A 17,412-nucleotide genomic window follows, 5' to 3' on the forward strand; every position below is an offset into this window, starting at 1 on the left:
GTGCGCGCGGATGTTGTCGCGGGCAACGTCGTCACTGCCGGATAGGCAGCTCAGAAATGGGCAACGATGCAGGCGGCCGGCTGGGTGCCCGTCACTGCCGGATAGGCAGCTCAGAAATTGGATACTTCGGTCGGCTGGCCTGCTTCGATCGTCACTGCCGGATAGGCAGCTCAGAAAAAGCGTCGACCCGACGTTTCGGCAGTTGTACCCGTCACTGCCGGATAGGCAGCTCAGAAAGTCCGATTCCGTGCGCTGAAACTCCTCTTCAACGTCACTGCCGGATAGGCAGCTCAGAAATTTGCGTCGAACGGATCGACGTCGTCGGTGGTCGTCACTGCCGGATAGGCAGCTCAGAAAGTCAGGGAGCACCTTGTATGTCGTTTCCTCCACGTCACTGCCGGATAGGCAGCTCAGAAAGAGACGACTACTGAAAGCCGCACCAGCTCGGGCGTCACTGCCGGATAGGCAGCTCAGAAATATCACGCACCCGTGCGTATCTTCTCATTCGTCGTCACTGCCGGATAGGCAGCTCAGAAATCGACAGGTGGGGTCGGGGTGTGGTCGATTTTCGTCACTGCCGGATAGGCAGCTCAGAAAACCCGGCTTTCGCCGGGCGTCCTTGGCATACCCGTCACTGCCGGATAGGCAGCTCAGAAATGGTTGATGTTTGCTATTAAAGGTGACTGTCACGTCACTGCCGGATAGGCAGCTCAGAAAAGTTCCAGGCTGGTGCATTGGCCCGTGCGAACCGTCACTGCCGGATAGGCAGCTCAGAAAATCACAACGGGCGCGGATCGAGGTATCCGACGCGTCACTGCCGGATAGGCAGCTCAGAAACCGTCGTCTGCTCCCCCGAAACCGAAGGACTACGTCACTGCCGGATAGGCAGCTCAGAAAACGGGCAATTGCCGCTGTACTGACCAGCAGGGCGTCACTGCCGGATAGGCAGCTCAGAAAAATGGCGTGCATCGACAACCACACCACGGGCACGTCACTGCCGGATAGGCAGCTCAGAAATATTTCACCTTCCCGGCCGGCTCTGTCGTCGTCACTGCCGGATAGGCAGCTCAGAAAAACATCCGTAAGCTGATCGGCCGTTATGTGCACGTCACTGCCGGATAGGCAGCTCAGAAAGCCATCCCCACCGAAGAGCGCGGCATCTCGTCCGTCACTGCCGGATAGGCAGCTCAGAAAATCTCGGACGCAGGAGTGGGAGGGACTGTCGCCGTCACTGCCGGATAGGCAGCTCAGAAAGTCGAGATGATCAGCAGGCTGTCGAGCAGGGACGTCACTGCCGGATAGGCAGCTCAGAAAAATAAACCATGTATTCGTTTCCGGCTTCGTCGCGTCACTGCCGGATAGGCAGCTCAGAAATGCCGCGACTGCTGCGCCTCGTCATTGCGCACCGTCACTGCCGGATAGGCAGCTCAGAAATATGTTCGTCGCTGCCATCGTTTTCAATTTTCCGTCACTGCCGGATAGGCAGCTCAGAAATGCGCACGCAAGTTGCCAGCCTGATTGAGCAACGTCACTGCCGGATAGGCAGCTCAGAAAAGGGACATCGACGGCAAGCCGGAACTCCGTAACGTCACTGCCGGATAGGCAGCTCAGAAAAATAATTCGTGACTGTCACATTAAAACATATCCGTCACTGCCGGATAGGCAGCTCAGAAACGTTATCTTTCCCTCTCCCTCGTCCGTGTCGACGTCACTGCCGGATAGGCAGCTCAGAAACTCGCGCAACGACTTGAACTCCTGTTGAGTAACGTCACTGCCGGATAGGCAGCTCAGAAATCAACGTGGCAGGCCGGGTCCGAAGGATGGGACGTCACTGCCGGATAGGCAGCTCAGAAAAGATTCTCAGCCTCGCCGGTCTCCCTGATTGCCGTCACTGCCGGATAGGCAGCTCAGAAAGCCCGGCGTGAATCGCCCCGGTCTGTGCCATACGTCACTGCCGGATAGGCAGCTCAGAAACTGATCAAGCGAAGAAATACCGAGGCCGCTGGACGTCACTGCCGGATAGGCAGCTCAGAAATATCAGGATTCCCGGTTCCGCCGGGTCGGGGACGTCACTGCCGGATAGGCAGCTCAGAAAAGTTGTCTTCGACTGGATAGCTGGGCCGCCCCCGTCACTGCCGGATAGGCAGCTCAGAAAATCTCGCGCAGTCGTTCAACAGCGGATTGGCTCGTCACTGCCGGATAGGCAGCTCAGAAACCCACGGGGTTGAACCAACGTTGAGGTTGGGGTCGTCACTGCCGGATAGGCAGCTCAGAAATTAGAGAAACAACTCGCCGACGCGAAAGCCACCGTCACTGCCGGATAGGCAGCTCAGAAATTACCTATGCCGGCTCATCAATCAAGCGCTGCCGTCACTGCCGGATAGGCAGCTCAGAAATCGGCCCACGTTGCCCAGAACCATCCGGCGGTCGTCACTGCCGGATAGGCAGCTCAGAAATTCATCCTTTCCTTGAAATAATCTCTTCTCAACGTCACTGCCGGATAGGCAGCTCAGAAAAATTCCGCGCCGCTCTATTTCAAAACAGTACGCGTCACTGCCGGATAGGCAGCTCAGAAAAGCCCAGTATGGATGGACATCAACTTCTCCAACGTCACTGCCGGATAGGCAGCTCAGAAAAAAGCCAATGCCGCTCAGTCGAACGCAGTCAGCGTCACTGCCGGATAGGCAGCTCAGAAATGGAATACTTCGTCGGCGAGGATGGACCGACGCGTCACTGCCGGATAGGCAGCTCAGAAAAAAGCACTGGCCGATGCGCTGAAGGTGCTGATCGTCACTGCCGGATAGGCAGCTCAGAAAGGCCGGAATGACGCCGATGCGAACCTTGTCGCCGTCACTGCCGGATAGGCAGCTCAGAAATTGGTCAAAAAGGCTCCCCGGAGCCCGAAGGCCGTCACTGCCGGATAGGCAGCTCAGAAAATCAAGGCCATGCCTGGCGAAATGCAGTCCGTCGTCACTGCCGGATAGGCAGCTCAGAAAAGCAGCCAGGCGCTGGTTACAGCCGCTGAAAGCGTCACTGCCGGATAGGCAGCTCAGAAACTTGAGGGCGACCGGCTCAGGGTCGGCGAACTCGTCACTGCCGGATAGGCAGCTCAGAAAAAGATCATGGCTTCACCCACGCCATGCGTCAGCGTCACTGCCGGATAGGCAGCTCAGAAAACTGACTACCTCAGCAAGTGGCGCCGCGCCGACGTCACTGCCGGATAGGCAGCTCAGAAATTGCTGGAGTTGCAGGGCTCGCACTGCAGATGCGTCACTGCCGGATAGGCAGCTCAGAAATGGATGATTGGCATCGAGCCATTCGCGGCTCTCGTCACTGCCGGATAGGCAGCTCAGAAAGATGACGCACATTATTTCAGAGATGGGCGTCACGTCACTGCCGGATAGGCAGCTCAGAAATGCTCGTGCATCATCTTGCGCGAACCGTAATTCGTCACTGCCGGATAGGCAGCTCAGAAAAATACGACCCGGAAAAGCTCGCAGCCATTCAACGTCACTGCCGGATAGGCAGCTCAGAAATTTCCGAGACATGCGCCGCCGGCTCAGTCAGCCGTCACTGCCGGATAGGCAGCTCAGAAACGTTGGCAGAGGCCCAGGCGATGCGGGAGATGCGTCACTGCCGGATAGGCAGCTCAGAAATGCCTTGCGCAGCTTGAATGGCCGCGAGCTTTCGTCACTGCCGGATAGGCAGCTCAGAAATGACCCATTTAAAAGTGCTGAGAAACAATACCCGTCACTGCCGGATAGGCAGCTCAGAAATCAAGCCGCGCCATGCACTGAAATACCCTTTCCGTCACTGCCGGATAGGCAGCTCAGAAACCGCGAACGCGGGGGAACCATTGCCCGTCAGCCGTCACTGCCGGATAGGCAGCTCAGAAAAACGTTAAGAGGTAATCCAAATGGCACAATTTCGTCACTGCCGGATAGGCAGCTCAGAAAATGTCATGGGTGCTGAACGGATCGCCGATCACCGTCACTGCCGGATAGGCAGCTCAGAAAAGGAGGGAAATCAGAAACGTAGCCTTCCGTGACGTCACTGCCGGATAGGCAGCTCAGAAATGGTCGGTGACCTGGTACAGACAGCCGTATTGCGTCACTGCCGGATAGGCAGCTCAGAAAATATCGGCCTTTGCGCGCAAGAATTCGTCGCTCGTCACTGCCGGATAGGCAGCTCAGAAATGATCGATTCCACGTCGCCAATGTGTTCGCTCCGTCACTGCCGGATAGGCAGCTCAGAAAGCAGATCGTGATTGGCAACGGACTGACGCCGGCGTCACTGCCGGATAGGCAGCTCAGAAATCAGCCCACGTCGTCCAGAACCAGCCGATGGTCGTCACTGCCGGATAGGCAGCTCAGAAAAGGGCGCCAAAGCCAAGTTGCTTTAGGCGATCCGTCACTGCCGGATAGGCAGCTCAGAAAAAAGGGATAGAGCAATACCTGGAAGCCGTAAGCGTCACTGCCGGATAGGCAGCTCAGAAACTGCCCCCCGTCCCGAAGAAGCGCGGCCGCCCGCGTCACTGCCGGATAGGCAGCTCAGAAAAAGGGCAAGGAAGGGACCGATCACAACCTGATCGTCACTGCCGGATAGGCAGCTCAGAAACCTCGCTGCCGCCTCGCTGGGCGGCATGATAACGTCACTGCCGGATAGGCAGCTCAGAAACTGACCAGCCTCCTGCACCCGACCGATGGCAGCGTCACTGCCGGATAGGCAGCTCAGAAAATGTCGTTCGATTCCTCGACGACCGATCTCGCCGTCACTGCCGGATAGGCAGCTCAGAAATGGTATTCCAGGCGTTGATCCTGGCACACCAGCGTCACTGCCGGATAGGCAGCTCAGAAAAGGCCGGTTTCCAAGGAAGAGAAGGTTTCCGACGTCACTGCCGGATAGGCAGCTCAGAAATGGCAGGCGATGTCGGAGAGGATCGCGTGGAGCGTCACTGCCGGATAGGCAGCTCAGAAAATGCCCGCAATCATCGCGCTCCAAACCGCCGGCGTCACTGCCGGATAGGCAGCTCAGAAATAAGCAAGTGGCGCCGCGCCGAGCGCCCGATCCGTCACTGCCGGATAGGCAGCTCAGAAAATAGATGACGCGATAGTCAATCGGCCAGCGTTCGTCACTGCCGGATAGGCAGCTCAGAAATGGGCGATGTGGGAAAAGGCGCTTGAGCCAAACGTCACTGCCGGATAGGCAGCTCAGAAACGACGACATGTAGCACCGCCCGGCGTGAATCGCGTCACTGCCGGATAGGCAGCTCAGAAATGTCGATGAATGGACGGAAAGCCGCGTTTCGCCGTCACTGCCGGATAGGCAGCTCAGAAAAGGACGCAAAACAACAAAGTGGCAGCCGACGTCGTCACTGCCGGATAGGCAGCTCAGAAATGGCGGCGCTGAGTTCGTAGCGGTTGCCCTGCCGTCACTGCCGGATAGGCAGCTCAGAAAGTTCTCGATGCCGCCAGTAATCGAGTCGTCGTCGTCACTGCCGGATAGGCAGCTCAGAAAATCGCCACCATCCAGCTACCGGGCCTCAGCGCCGTCACTGCCGGATAGGCAGCTCAGAAAATATCAGGCCTTTGCAAGCATGACGAACAGCACGTCACTGCCGGATAGGCAGCTCAGAAAAATGCCTGCACCTCGATTTCGCCGCCTTCCGACGTCACTGCCGGATAGGCAGCTCAGAAAACGCGTCGCGGGTGATCAGCGAAGCCTGAAAACGTCACTGCCGGATAGGCAGCTCAGAAAACGCCGTCATCGTATGGGTAGATACTGGCCGACGTCACTGCCGGATAGGCAGCTCAGAAATGACGAAAATGCAAGAGGTGTCGAAAGGAATTCGTCACTGCCGGATAGGCAGCTCAGAAAGGGAGTGGGCAAGCATGCCGGGATCGCCTTACCGTCACTGCCGGATAGGCAGCTCAGAAAAGGATAACCCGTCCTGGCTTGTCCCTTCGGGACGTCACTGCCGGATAGGCAGCTCAGAAAATATCGCCTATTTTCATCGCTCAACCCTCATGCGTCACTGCCGGATAGGCAGCTCAGAAATGGCCTGACATCGTGCGCGAATTCCTCGAGGCCGTCACTGCCGGATAGGCAGCTCAGAAAATCCTGATCCCGTGGCTTAAAAAAGCCATCTCCGTCACTGCCGGATAGGCAGCTCAGAAACATCAGCGTCACTTCCTGCGCGGCGGTCAGCTCGTCACTGCCGGATAGGCAGCTCAGAAATGTCCGACGCCATCGGTCGGGTAGTCAATCAACGTCACTGCCGGATAGGCAGCTCAGAAAAAAGAGATGACGCCCCTGCAGGAATCTACCGCCGTCACTGCCGGATAGGCAGCTCAGAAAGAGAAGGCACCAGCCGTGCGCACGCCGATGTCCGTCACTGCCGGATAGGCAGCTCAGAAATGCTGATGGCTGACCGATATTAACTGGCCAATCGTCACTGCCGGATAGGCAGCTCAGAAATTCATCGTCAAACCCCCTCAGTAGTAGCCATTCGTCACTGCCGGATAGGCAGCTCAGAAAAGGCGAGGAAATCGCGCTCAACGCGGATCCATCGTCACTGCCGGATAGGCAGCTCAGAAAAATCTTCCGGCGGGATCGTGATCGCGTTGTCGCGTCACTGCCGGATAGGCAGCTCAGAAATGAGTTCGTCCCATGAGGCGACAGGGTGGGCCCGTCACTGCCGGATAGGCAGCTCAGAAAGCAACCACTACACCCGACGCATCGTCTATCAACGTCACTGCCGGATAGGCAGCTCAGAAATTGGCGAGGTGTGGCAGAGGTGTGGACGCTAACGTCACTGCCGGATAGGCAGCTCAGAAAAATGGCGGTGAGTTCGTCGGCGGCAAGCAGTTCGTCACTGCCGGATAGGCAGCTCAGAAAATCGACCCAGTAAGAAACAAGGGCGGCATAGGCGTCACTGCCGGATAGGCAGCTCAGAAAACCTTTGCCGGAACCGACACAGGTCGTACCGTCGTCACTGCCGGATAGGCAGCTCAGAAAATCAGCGATTCCCCCAGCCGAGCGCCGCGCGTCGTCACTGCCGGATAGGCAGCTCAGAAAACAGTCGATATCGAGCGGCTTGGTTTCCATCTCGTCACTGCCGGATAGGCAGCTCAGAAAAACACGGCTGTTGGCCGGGTGGCGCCAGGCGACGTCACTGCCGGATAGGCAGCTCAGAAAATCAAGGAGGCTTCAAATGGCCACGATCACCACGTCACTGCCGGATAGGCAGCTCAGAAAAGGGAAAACGAGCGATACAGCGAACAACTCGACGTCACTGCCGGATAGGCAGCTCAGAAAAATGAACGGCAGAGCGAAGCGGGCGCCGATCACGTCACTGCCGGATAGGCAGCTCAGAAAATTGATATGACCCATGGCGGCCACCGCCGCCGCGTCACTGCCGGATAGGCAGCTCAGAAAAGCAGAAAAGCATCCGGTGATGACGCCAACGACGTCACTGCCGGATAGGCAGCTCAGAAAATGCGCTTATCAGAGCTTGCGCAGCGCCGCCACGTCACTGCCGGATAGGCAGCTCAGAAAAACGACTGATCGAACACCCGGAAATCGGCAAACGTCACTGCCGGATAGGCAGCTCAGAAACCTATGACGATGCGGCAAGCGCGCGGGTGGCGCGTCACTGCCGGATAGGCAGCTCAGAAAGAGGTGACAGCGAGCAACCGGGTCTATTGGGACGTCACTGCCGGATAGGCAGCTTGGAAAATCCAGTTGATTGCCTCCACCAGGTAAAGGCCGCGCCTGCAATTTGCGTACTTATAAATTTTGATCGTGCGCGGGGATTTGCGATATCGTTTGGCACGTGTTTCGAGATTGTTGGGATTTCCTCATGCACATTTTTACCATCAGCAATCTGCGTGAACATGCCGGTGAGTTGATCCGCAGGGCTGAGAATGGCGAGTTGTCGGTGGTTACCCGGCGGGGAAAGCCGGTGTTTGTTGCTGTTTCGTGTGATGAAGCGCTGCTCAGCGATGGGTTGGGGCTGGCGCTGGCGATCAGGCTGTTCGACGATGAGCGTATTTCTCTCAGTCAGGCGGCGAGGCTGGCTGATGTTTCCGTCAGCGAAATGATCGATCTCTTGGGGCGCAGTGGGGTGGCAGTGATTCGCTCGACAGCGGAAACGCTTGAGCGTGAGCTTGCCGATTTTGGCCTGGATGTTGCCGGCGACCCGATTCAATAGCCATCCTGCTGGGAGCGGCTCGTGCGGCTTCAGGCAATTTCACCGGGCAGTGCTTTTCTTCATTTCTTGTGCCGGTGTGAAGAGGATTGGGCGGTGGCGTGCAGTTCGGCGATGAGTGGTTTGACGGGCTCTGTTTCCACTTCGCCGCTATCGAGTTGTGCGGCACGCCTGGCGATTTCCCGTTCAAAGCTTGCGATCCGGGCGCGTGCCAGGGCAATGGCTTCGTCGAAATCTATCGCGCCCATTTCACCTCGCTCGTACTCATCGCCTCGGCGTTCGGCTTCTTCGATCCAGCTAGCGAGTATTTCGTCGTCTTGATCGAGACTGAGCGGTGGGTCTTCCATCAATCTGGCGGATTCGTCTGGCGTCAGTTGCGGGGTGGGGGTTTCGTTTTTGTCAGCGGGTATTTGGGGCATGGTGCGCGCCTCCTGGTTCTTTCGGCCAAGGCGCTGCAATCTGCCAGGGCAGGGTGCCGGGCCTCGGCCAGATTGCAGTTTTCCAGAGACCGCGTTTTCCGTGTTGCCGCGGGTTGGGGGCTTACTGCCCGGCTTCGCACTTCTTCATGAACGATGTCTTGGCGGCGCCGGCCAGGGCCTTGCCGTTTTTGTCCTTGGCCTTGGCTTCGCAAGCGGTTTTGGTGTCGCCCTTGTTTTCGGCCTGGCATTTCTTCATGAACGAGGCTTTGGCAGCGCCGGCCAGGGGCTTGCCGTCCTTGCTGACGGCCTTTGATTCGCAGTCGGTGGCTTGGGCGAAGCAGAGGCTGGCGGAGAACAGGCCGGCCAGCAATCCCATAAGCAGTTTTTTCATCATGACCTCTCGGTAGTTGTTCGTTTGCGCAATGCCGCGATGGCTTCCTGCCGGCGGCGGCTTGAGAGTAGCATCGTTGCTGACGAAAGCAATGTGTTGCCATGTCGGCATTTATCCTGCCGTGGCATGCCCGCTGCTTCTACCATTTCCTGTCCTTGTCCGGAGATTCCTATGTCCGCCTTGTTCTCCCCTTTTTCGCTGCGTGAGTTGAGTTTGCCCAACCGCATCGGCATGCCGCCGATGTGCCAGTACTCTGCCTGCGAGGGCGTCGCCAACGACTGGCATGTGCAGCATTACGGCAGCCGGGCGGTGGGCGGGGTGGGGCTGGTGATCGTCGAGGCGACGGCGGTGTTGCCGGAAGGCCGGATCAGCCTGGGTGATCTCGGGCTCTGGCACGACGAGCAGGTTGAGCCGCTGGCGCGCGTGCTGCGGCTGATTGAGGGGCAGGGGGCGGTGCCGGCGATCCAGCTGGCGCATGCCGGGCGCAAGGCGAGCGTCGGCCTCGGCTGGGAGGCGCAGCGCACGCTGACGGCGGCGGAAGGTGGCTGGCTTGCGGTGGCGCCTTCGCCGCTGGCCTTCGGCACCTATGCGGCGCCGCTGGCGCTGGACGCCGACGGCATCTGGCGCGTTGTCGATGCTTTTGCGGCGGCGGCACGGCGGGCGGTGCGGGCGGGCTTCCGGGCGGTGGAAATTCATGCTGCGCACGGCTACCTGCTGCACCAGTTCCTGTCGCCTCTGTCCAATCTGCGCGACGACGGCTACGGCGGCGATTTTGCCGGCCGCACGCGGCTCGTGCGCGAGGTGGTGGGCGCGGTGCGGGCGGTGCTGCCGGTCGGCATGCCCTTGTTGATCCGGCTGTCGGCGACGGATTGGGTGGAAGGTGGCTGGGATGCCGAACAGACGGTTGAACTCTGTCGTCTGCTCAAGGACGACGGCGTCGATCTGGTCGATGTGTCTACCGGCGGCCTGGTGGCCGATGCAAAGATTCCCGCCGGGCCGGGTTTTCAGGTGCCGTTCGCAACACGCGTCCGGCACGAGGCTGGCCTGCCGGTGGCGGCGGTCGGGCTGATCACCGAGGCGGCGCAGGCCGAGGCCATCGTCGCCAACGGCGAGGCCGACCTCGTGCTGCTTGGCCGCGAACTCTTGCGCAATCCCTGCTGGCCGTTGCAGGCGGCGCAGGCACTAGGGGTCGAGGCGGCCTGGCCGAAGCAGTATCTGCGGGCGAAGCCGAGCGCTCGTTGAGGGGAGACGGCGATGTCGCTGGGGCAGCGCTTCATGTTGTGGTGGCGGCGCCAGACTGCGCCGTGCGTGATTCCGCCGGGTTGCGCTTTTCCGGCGCTGGGTGGTGTGTCTGAGGAGCCGTTTGCGCAGGGCGTGGAAATTCTGGATGACGACCAGACGCCGCTGCTGTTCGTTCAACAGGTGCTGCAGGCCGAGCTTGGGCTGACGTCGGGCGAGGCGGCGGTGGCCGCAGCGCTGGCGCATGCTCGCGGTGGCGTGCTGCTTCCGCTTGCCGATGTGGCGAGCGCCGCAGCCGCGGCATCGGCCTTGACGGAAGCAGCAAGGCAGGCGGGCTGGCCCTTGCGGTGCCGGGTCGTGGTGCTGGAGGGCGGGCAGCCATGAAGCTGAGCGGCAAGGCGGTGTACAAGTTGTTGCGGGCGGCGATTTCGCCCCGCTTGCCGGCCGGCTTTGTCGCAGCGCCGGGCAATGTTGCCGCTTGGCAGCAGGAGAGCGCGGCGGGCGTGCTGGCGTTCTGGTGTCAGTGTGACAAGTGGGGTTGGGATGCGCGCTGGGGTTCGCGCTTCACGCTGGAATTCCTTCTTGCCAGCGATGCCGATGCGGCGCAGCGCCTGAGTGGCCGGCGCGAACGGATTGGCGAGCTGCTCGAAGGCTTTCCCGAGCTGGACGAGCTGCGCCAGCGCAACAACGCGGTGATCGCCCGCCTGCCGGGGACGCTGGCCGATGCCTGTGTGGTGACGGTGACTGATGACGGCAACGAGATTGTCCTCGAAGGTTACCGGGCCGATCCGCAACCGGCGGTGTACGCCCAGGACATCTGGTTGCATTACTACACGGCGGACGATGTGGCTGCCTGGGGGGAATACCTGGCGGCGCGGCTGCCGCGCTTTCTCGAATGTTTCGCGCAGCAGACGCGCAGCGCCGCCGGTCTGGCGCACCGGCGCTTCGACGCGGCGCTCGGGCGGGTGCAGGATTGCCGCGAGTACCCGGGCAAGCTGGCGCTGCTCGACGACTATCTGGCCAGCGAGAGCGATCCTTACTACCGTGCGAGCGCTTCTCGTATGCGCGATGCGCTGTTACAGGTGCTGAAGCCGGGCGGCTAGTTTCAGCGGAACTCGAAGGCTTCCTGGTGGAAGTCGGCGCGCGCCAGGCCTTGCTGCTGGAACCGGCGGGCCAGCGCTTCGCCCCAGCGGCGCGGGCCGCAGAACCAGACGCTGCTGCCGTCGCCGTGGCAGGCGGCGATTTCCTCGCCGGTGAAGGGGCCGTCGCGTTCGCTTTGGCGACGGTGCAGGCGAACGCCGGTTTGCGCGCAGAGCGCGTCAAGCTGTTCAGGGAAGGGGCTGTCGCTGGCGCTGGAGTAGAAGAGGTCGGCGTCAACGCGCTGGCCATTGGCGGCGAGCGCCTGCAGGCGGGCGAGGAAGGGCGTGATGCCGATGCCGCCGGCAACCCAGATCTGGCGGGATGAGGTTGATGCGAAATCGAACTGGCCGTAGGGGCCTTCGAGGCGGATCGTCTGGCCGGCGGCGAGGCTTTGCGGCAGCTTGCCGGTGAAGTCGCCGAGCGCCTTGACGGCGAGCGTCAGGGTGCCGGCTTGGGCATTCCAGGCCGAGGCGATGGTGAAGGGGTGGGCGCCTTCGCCACGCACGCCGAAATCGGCCAGCAGGAACTGGCCGGCCTGATGGCCGGGCCAGGAGGCGGCCGGACGGCAGACGATTTCCAGCACCTGACCGTCGGCCTGGCGGACCTGTTCAACTTGCGCCGAATGCTGGCGCCGGCGGCCGATACGCCCGCTCAGCGAAAGCAGCGCCGGCACCACGCCGAGCGCGGCGACGGCGAGCGTCGCCCAGGCCAGCGGCGTCTGCCAGAATTCCTTGGGCATCAGCAGCAGGCCGTGGAAAGCGCCGCCCAGGAAGATCAGGCCGAAAGCCTTGTGCACGAGGCGGAACCAGTGATAGGGCAGGCGCCGGAGCAGGGCGACGACGACCAGCGCCATCAGGAGGTAGCCGGCCCATTCGCCGACATCCTTGGCCAGGTCGATCCAGAAATCGGGAACGTGCGGAGCGCGCGGCCGGTTCGGGCCGGCGATCAGGCCGGCCTTGGAAAGCTTCTTCGGCAACCATTCCAGTTGCCAGTGCAGCAGCACCAGGAGGCCGGCGCCGATGCCGATGTTCTTGTGCAGGCGGTAGAGCTTGTCCAGCCCGCCAAAGCGCTTTTCCAGCCAGGGCGCGCGGGTGGCGAGCAGCATGCCGGCGCTCATCCACCACAGGGCGACGATGCCGGAGAGCAGGATCAGGTTGCGCCGCCAGAACCAGGGGCCGGACTGTTCGGCAGTCAGCAGGTCGGGCAGGGCAAAAGCGGCCCAGAGGCCGAGCGGCAACAGGCCGAGCAGCAAGCGCGGATGTTTCATTGTTTTTCTCCCTTTTCGTGAAGCCTCAAGTCTACGCGGGCCCCTCGGCGCAGTCTGCCGGCTGGCGGTTTCGGGATGTAAGCAAATGCAAGCGATATTGCAGGGCGAGAGCTTCGCGAGCTGTGTATAATCCGCCCCGTCATTGGGGAGTAGCCGCTCTGCATCCGCCAGAGGCCTGCGTCAACAGACTTGTCCTTAGCGGGCATGGCGCAGGCGGTTCCGTACTTGGCAAGACCTTTGACCATGTCGCTTTCCCGGGCCGGAGAAGCAACGTGGTCAATCGTCCTGATCCGGCCAGGTATCTTCAGATGGAAGCTTTCCTCATCTCCACGGGCATCGTCGCCCTGGCCGAAATCGGCGACAAGACGCAACTGCTCGCCTTCATCCTCGCCGCCAAGTTCCGCAAACCGCTGCCGATCATCGCCGGCATCCTGGTCGCCACCATCGCCAACCACGCCTTTGCCGGCGCGCTCGGTGCCTGGATCACCTCGCTGGTGGCGCCGGGGACGATGCGCTGGGTGCTCGGCCTGTCCTTCATCGCGATGGCGGTGTGGACGCTGATTCCCGACCAGATGGACGACGACGAAGCAGGGCTGGCGCGTTACGGGGTGTTCGGGACGACGCTGATTGCCTTTTTCCTGGCCGAGATGGGCGACAAGACGCAGGTCGCGACGGTGGCGCTGGCCGCGCAGTATCAGGCGGTCGTCGCCGTCGTTGCCGGCACCACGCTGGGCATGATGATCGCCAACGTGCCGGCCGTCCTGCTCGGCGACCGCATCGCCAACCGGATACCGGTGCGCGTCGTGCATGCAATCGCCGCCGCCATCTTCGCCGTGCTTGGCGTGGCAACCTTGCTCGGTGCGGGCAGTAGCCTGGGGTTCTAGGCGGGACTAGAAGTGGGCGGCGAGCGCGAGCACGCCGCCCAGATTGATGGCGATGCCGGCAGTGAAACGGAACGGATGCTTCCGGAAAACGGTGGTGGCGAGGCGGGTCATGGCGGTTTCCTCCTGAATCGGTATGCCGTCATTGTCGGCAAGGCGTTACCGCCTCGCCAATTGACAATGCCGATGCGCTGGATTTGCCCCGGCTATCGCTTGAGCTTGGCGAAAGCGTTGGCCATTGCGTTGCCGGCCGGCGCCGGCGCGTTGTGGCGGGCCTGCTGTTTCGACAGCGGGGCACCGCGCTGGCTGCCGGCATCGTGTTTCTTCGGCTCGTCGCTCATGCGCATGGTCAGCGCGATGCGCTGGCGGGCGAGGTCGACTTCGAGCACCTTGACCTTGACCACCTGGCCGGCCTTGACCACGTCGTGCGGGTCCTTGACGAAGCTGTTGGAGAGCGCCGAGACATGCACCAGGCCGTCCTGGTGCACGCCGATGTCGACGAAGGCACCGAAGGCGGCGACGTTGGTCACCACGCCTTCGAGGATCATCCCAGGGCGCAGGTCCTTCACTTCCTCGACGCCGTCGGCGAAGGTGGCGGTCTTGAACTCGGGGCGCGGATCGCGGCCGGGCTTTTCCAGTTCCTTGAAGATGTCCTGCACGGTCGGCAGGCCGAAGCGTTCGTCGGTGTATTTGCTCGGGTTGAGGCCCTTGAGCGCCTGGCTGTTGCCGAGCAGTTCCTTGATCGGCTTCTTCAGGTCGACGATGATCTTCTCGACCAGCGGATAGGCTTCCGGGTGCATGGAAGACGCGTCGAGCGGGTTGTCGCCGTTGGGCACGCGCAGGAAGCCGGCCGCCTGTTCGAAGGTCTTGTCGCCGAGGCGCGGCACCTTCTTCAGCTCGTCGCGAGACTTGAAGGCGCCGTGGGCGTCGCGGTAACCGACGATGTTGGCGGCCAGGCTGGCATTGAGCCCGGAAATGCGGGTCAGGAGCGGCACCGAAGCGGTGTTGACGTCAACGCCGACGGCGTTGACGCAGTCCTCGACGACGGCATCGAGGTTCTTCGCCAGTTTGGATTGGGACACGTCGTGCTGGTACTGGCCGACGCCAATCGACTTCGGCTCGATCTTCACCAGTTCGGCCAGCGGGTCCTGCAGGCGGCGGGCGATCGACACCGCGCCGCGGATCGAGACGTCGAGGTCGGGGAATTCCTTGGCCGCCAGTTCGGAGGCCGAGTAGACCGAGGCGCCGGCTTCCGAGACGACGATCTTCTGCAGCCGGGCTTCCGGGTACTTCTTCATCACGTCCTGCACCAGCTTGTCGGTCTCGCGGCTGGCCGTGCCGTTGCCGATGGCGACCAGCGTCACGCCGTGCGCCGAGGCCAGGCGGGCGATGGTCGAGATTGAGCCGCCCCAGTCGTTGCGCGGTTCGTGCGGGTAGATGGTGGCGGTGTCGAGCAGCTTGCCGGTGGCGTCGACGACGGCGATCTTGCAGCCGGTGCGGATGCCCGGGTCGATGCCCATGGTCACGTGCTGGCCGGCCGGCGCGGCGAGCAGCAGATCCTTCAGGTTCTTGCCGAAGATGCGGATCGCTTCTTCCTCGGCGCGCTCGCGCAGTTCGTTGACCAGTTCCAGTTCGAGGTGGGTATAGACCTTGACCTTCCAGGTCCAGCGCACGGTGTCCTGCAGCCATTTGTCGGCCGGGCGGTTCTGGTGCTTGATCCCGAAGCGGGCGGCAATGCGCTGCTCGCACGGGTTGGTGCCGGGCTTGATGGCTTCTTCGTTGAGTTCCGAGTCGAGCACCAGGGCGACGTTGAGGAAACCTTCGTTGCGCCCGCGCAAGAGTGCCAGCGCGCGGTGCGAGGGCATGTCGACGATGGACTCGGCGAAGTCGAACCAGTCGCGGAACTTGGCGCCTTCGGTTTCCTTGCCTTCGACGACGGTCGATTTGAGCAGGCCATGTTCCTTCAGGTAGTCGCGCAACGTCTGCAAGAGTTGCGCGTCTTCGGCGAACTTCTCCATCAGGATCTGGCGGGCGCCGTCGAGCACCGCCTTGGCGTCGGCAAAGCCGGCGTCGGCGTTGAGGTATTTTTCGGCTTCGTCTTCCGGCGTCAGCTCGGGGTTTTCCAGCAGGCTCAGCGCCAGCGGCTCGATGCCGGCTTCGCGGGCGATCTGCGCCTTGGTCCGGCGCTTCTGCTTGTAGGGCAGGTAGAGGTCTTCCAGGCGCTGCTTCGTTTCGGCGTTTTCGATCTCGTCGCGCAGTGCCGGCGTCAGCTTGCCCTGTTCCTCAATGCTGGCCAACACCGCGCCGCGCCGGTCTTCGAGTTCGCGCAGGTAGCCGAGGCGCTCTTCCAGCGTGCGCAGTTGCGTGTCGTCGAGTTCGCCGGTGACTTCCTTGCGGTAGCGGGCGATGAAGGGCACGGTGGCGCCTTCGTCCAGCAACTGGACAGCGGCCTTGACCTGGGCCGGGCGGACGTTGAGTTCAAGGGCGATGCGGTGTTCGATGGGAGCGAGCATGGGGGCGACGACAACGGAAGGGGGCGGCAATGATGCCGTAATCCGTAGGTGAATTACAACTCTCCGCGGAGTGGTGTAGGATGCCAATTGATACATCCCAACTCAAGAGGAGAGAGCACATGCAAGTGAATACCTATCTGTTTGGTACCGTCGATGTGGCAGAAGACAAGGTCATCAACTTTCCGAATGGCTTGATCGGTTTCGAAGACAAGAAGCAGTTCATGCTCGCTCACGAGGAAGGCAAGGGTGAGCCGCAGAGCTTCACGCTGCAGTCGGTGGATGACGCGGCGCTGGCTTTCCAGATCATCGATCCGACCGCGCTCGGCTTCAACTACGAGCTCGAACTCACCGACGAGGAAAACGCCCTGCTGCAGTCGCCGGCTGCCGACGACGTGGCGGTGATGATCACCCTCTACAAGCAGGAAGAAGGCGGCAGCGTCGCCCCCAGCCTGCGCGCGCCGCTGATCATCAACCTCAAGGCCCGCGTCGGCCTGCAGAAGCTGCTGGCGCAGATGACCACCAACGTCACGCTGTCCAATCTGGTGAACAAGGTCTGAGTCTTCGACTTGGACGCCAAGCCGGCCTGCGCGCCGGCTTTTATTTTTTCTGCTGGCGGGCCAGCGGGTCCTGCCGGAAGTAATCGCGCAGCAGTGCGTAAAGTGCCGGGTATTCGGCGGCGACGACGTCTGGGATGCCAAAGAAGCTTTCGCTGAGGACGGCGAAGAATTCCCCGGGGGTTTCGGCGGCGTAGGGGTCGATGATCGTTTCCTCGCCGCTGTCGACGCGGGCGCAGAAATCGTCGTAAGCCGCGAAAAACACCTGCTCCCAGCGCTCGACGCTGAGGCCGGAGTGCAGCGCCGGCATGCCGTCCACTTCGCCGTTGAGCATGTCGAGCTTGTGCGCGAACTCGTGGATGACGACGTTGTAGTCGCCGCCGGCCATCTGCACGTCCTGCCAGGAAACGAGCAGCGGGCCGCCTTCCCAGGCTTCGCCGGAAAGCACGTCGGTGTAACGGTGCACCACGCCATCGTCGTCGGCGAACTCGCGCGGGACGACGAACTCGTCGGCATAGACGACAATGCCAACCCAGTCGCCGTAGGCGCCCAGGCCCAGTTCGAGCACCGGCAGGCAGCCCTGGGCGGCGATGGCGACGCAGATTTCGTCGCTCAGTTCGAGCCCGCCGGCGGCGGTGAATTCCTTCTCGGCCAGGAAACGTTCGGCCAGCGCCCGCAGGCGGCGCGCTTCGTCGGCGTCGAGCGCGGTGAAGAAGGGCTGGCCGGCCAGCGTCCGTTGCCACAGGGCGTCGGGAATCGCCGCCGGTCGGCGGCGGCGCAGCCAGTCGAACAGGCCCAT

At 61.7% G+C, this 17,412-nt stretch carries 11 protein-coding genes, 1 CRISPR repeat array and 1 riboswitch (1 of these 13 cut by a window edge); of the genes, 6 read left to right on the top strand and 5 right to left on the bottom strand.

The annotated features are described in order from the left end of the window. Positions 1-7,737: a CRISPR direct-repeat array (repeat unit 28 nt; unit sequence CGTCACTGCCGGATAGGCAGCTCAGAAA); it begins 871 nt to the left of the window's first position. A 124-nt stretch (positions 7,738-7,861) separates the two neighbouring features. Then, the gene (locus tag ACE3OV_RS15310; RefSeq protein ID WP_374328326.1) at positions 7,862-8,212 is read left to right on the top strand and encodes a type II toxin-antitoxin system prevent-host-death family antitoxin; all 351 of its coding nucleotides are present in this window, start codon (positions 7,862-7,864) and stop codon (positions 8,210-8,212) included. A 59-nt stretch (positions 8,213-8,271) separates the two neighbouring features. On the opposite strand, the gene ACE3OV_RS15315 is transcribed toward ACE3OV_RS15310, so the two are convergent. Together ACE3OV_RS15315 and ACE3OV_RS15320 are read right to left on the bottom strand one after the other, a co-directional pair. Beyond that, positions 8,272-8,628 carry an addiction module protein gene (locus tag ACE3OV_RS15315; protein ID WP_374328327.1) on the bottom strand — a complete coding sequence of 119 codons (357 nt, stop codon included), beginning with the start codon at positions 8,626-8,628 and terminating at the stop codon, positions 8,272-8,274. Between the two features lie 121 nt (positions 8,629-8,749). After that, on the bottom strand, positions 8,750-9,130 hold the full coding sequence (locus tag ACE3OV_RS15320) for a hypothetical protein (RefSeq protein ID WP_374328328.1): 381 nt from the start codon (positions 9,128-9,130) through the stop codon (positions 8,750-8,752). Positions 9,131-9,190: 60 nt separating this feature from the next. Here ACE3OV_RS15320 and ACE3OV_RS15325 point away from each other — a divergent pair, with 60 nt between their 5' ends. The 3 genes from ACE3OV_RS15325 to ACE3OV_RS15335 are packed head-to-tail and all read left to right on the top strand — an operon-like array spanning position 9,191 to position 11,361. Then, positions 9,191-10,261 (top strand): NADH:flavin oxidoreductase/NADH oxidase, encoded by a 1,071-nt coding sequence (locus ACE3OV_RS15325; RefSeq protein WP_374328329.1) that lies wholly within the window; start codon positions 9,191-9,193, stop codon positions 10,259-10,261. A 12-nt stretch (positions 10,262-10,273) separates the two neighbouring features. Beyond that, positions 10,274-10,642, top strand: coding sequence for an ATP-dependent Clp protease adaptor ClpS (locus ACE3OV_RS15330; RefSeq protein WP_374328331.1), 369 nt, complete (start codon positions 10,274-10,276; stop codon positions 10,640-10,642). Then, on the top strand, positions 10,639-11,361 hold the full coding sequence (locus tag ACE3OV_RS15335; RefSeq protein WP_374328332.1) for a hypothetical protein: 723 nt from the start codon (positions 10,639-10,641) through the stop codon (positions 11,359-11,361). The genes ACE3OV_RS15330 and ACE3OV_RS15335 overlap by 4 nt, the downstream gene beginning before the upstream one ends. A 2-nt stretch (positions 11,362-11,363) precedes the next feature. On the opposite strand, the gene ACE3OV_RS15340 is transcribed toward ACE3OV_RS15335, so the two are convergent. Next, on the bottom strand, positions 11,364-12,665 hold the full coding sequence (locus ACE3OV_RS15340; RefSeq protein WP_374328333.1) for a ferric reductase-like transmembrane domain-containing protein: 1,302 nt from the start codon (positions 12,663-12,665) through the stop codon (positions 11,364-11,366). Between the two features lie 132 nt (positions 12,666-12,797). Continuing rightward, a riboswitch (yybP-ykoY riboswitch) is annotated at positions 12,798-12,982 on the top strand. Between ACE3OV_RS15340 and ACE3OV_RS15345 the strand changes: the two genes are divergently transcribed. Beyond that, positions 12,974-13,549 carry a TMEM165/GDT1 family protein gene (locus tag ACE3OV_RS15345; protein WP_374328334.1) on the top strand — a complete coding sequence of 192 codons (576 nt, stop codon included), beginning with the start codon at positions 12,974-12,976 and terminating at the stop codon, positions 13,547-13,549. Its footprint overlaps the riboswitch before it by 9 nt. A 203-nt stretch (positions 13,550-13,752) precedes the next feature. Here ACE3OV_RS15345 and ACE3OV_RS15350 read toward each other — a convergent pair whose 3' ends face one another. Beyond that, positions 13,753-16,059, bottom strand: a complete 2,307-nt coding sequence (locus ACE3OV_RS15350; RefSeq protein ID WP_374328335.1) for a Tex family protein — start codon at positions 16,057-16,059, stop codon at positions 13,753-13,755. A gap of 119 nt (positions 16,060-16,178) precedes the next feature. On the opposite strand from ACE3OV_RS15350, the gene fliW reads away from it, so the two are divergent. Next, a complete protein-coding gene (gene fliW, locus ACE3OV_RS15355; RefSeq protein WP_374328336.1) occupies positions 16,179-16,616 on the top strand; it encodes a flagellar assembly protein FliW in 438 nt (145 codons plus the stop codon). Between the two features lie 40 nt (positions 16,617-16,656). Here the strand turns inward: fliW and ACE3OV_RS15360 are convergent, their stop codons facing one another. Beyond that, a complete protein-coding gene (locus ACE3OV_RS15360) occupies positions 16,657-17,412 on the bottom strand; it encodes a zinc-dependent peptidase (RefSeq protein ID WP_374328337.1) in 756 nt (251 codons plus the stop codon).

The sequence above is a fragment of the Azonexus sp. genome, assembly GCF_041909095.1.
In the GTDB taxonomy this organism is placed as follows: Bacteria; Pseudomonadota; Gammaproteobacteria; order Burkholderiales; family Rhodocyclaceae; genus Azonexus.

Bases quoted from the DNA above. Each gene is read 5' to 3' on its own strand.
- ACE3OV_RS15310 (WP_374328326.1), top strand. From the start codon at position 7,862: ATGCACATTTTTACCATCAGCAATCTGCGTGAACATGCCGGTGAGTTG.
- ACE3OV_RS15315 (WP_374328327.1), bottom strand. From the start codon at position 8,628: ATGCCCCAAATACCCGCTGACAAAAACGAAACCCCCACCCCGCAACTG.
- ACE3OV_RS15320 (WP_374328328.1), bottom strand. From the start codon at position 9,130: ATGCCGACATGGCAACACATTGCTTTCGTCAGCAACGATGCTACTCTC.
- ACE3OV_RS15325 (WP_374328329.1), top strand. From the start codon at position 9,191: ATGTCCGCCTTGTTCTCCCCTTTTTCGCTGCGTGAGTTGAGTTTGCCC.
- ACE3OV_RS15330 (WP_374328331.1), top strand. From the start codon at position 10,274: ATGTCGCTGGGGCAGCGCTTCATGTTGTGGTGGCGGCGCCAGACTGCG.
- ACE3OV_RS15335 (WP_374328332.1), top strand. From the start codon at position 10,639: ATGAAGCTGAGCGGCAAGGCGGTGTACAAGTTGTTGCGGGCGGCGATT.
- ACE3OV_RS15340 (WP_374328333.1), bottom strand. From the start codon at position 12,665: ATGAAACATCCGCGCTTGCTGCTCGGCCTGTTGCCGCTCGGCCTCTGG.
- ACE3OV_RS15345 (WP_374328334.1), top strand. From the start codon at position 12,974: ATGGAAGCTTTCCTCATCTCCACGGGCATCGTCGCCCTGGCCGAAATC.
- ACE3OV_RS15350 (WP_374328335.1), bottom strand. From the start codon at position 16,059: ATGCTCGCTCCCATCGAACACCGCATCGCCCTTGAACTCAACGTCCGC.
- fliW (WP_374328336.1), top strand. From the start codon at position 16,179: ATGCAAGTGAATACCTATCTGTTTGGTACCGTCGATGTGGCAGAAGAC.
- ACE3OV_RS15360 (WP_374328337.1), bottom strand. From the start codon at position 17,412: ATGGGCCTGTTCGACTGGCTGCGCCGCCGCCGACCGGCGGCGATTCCC.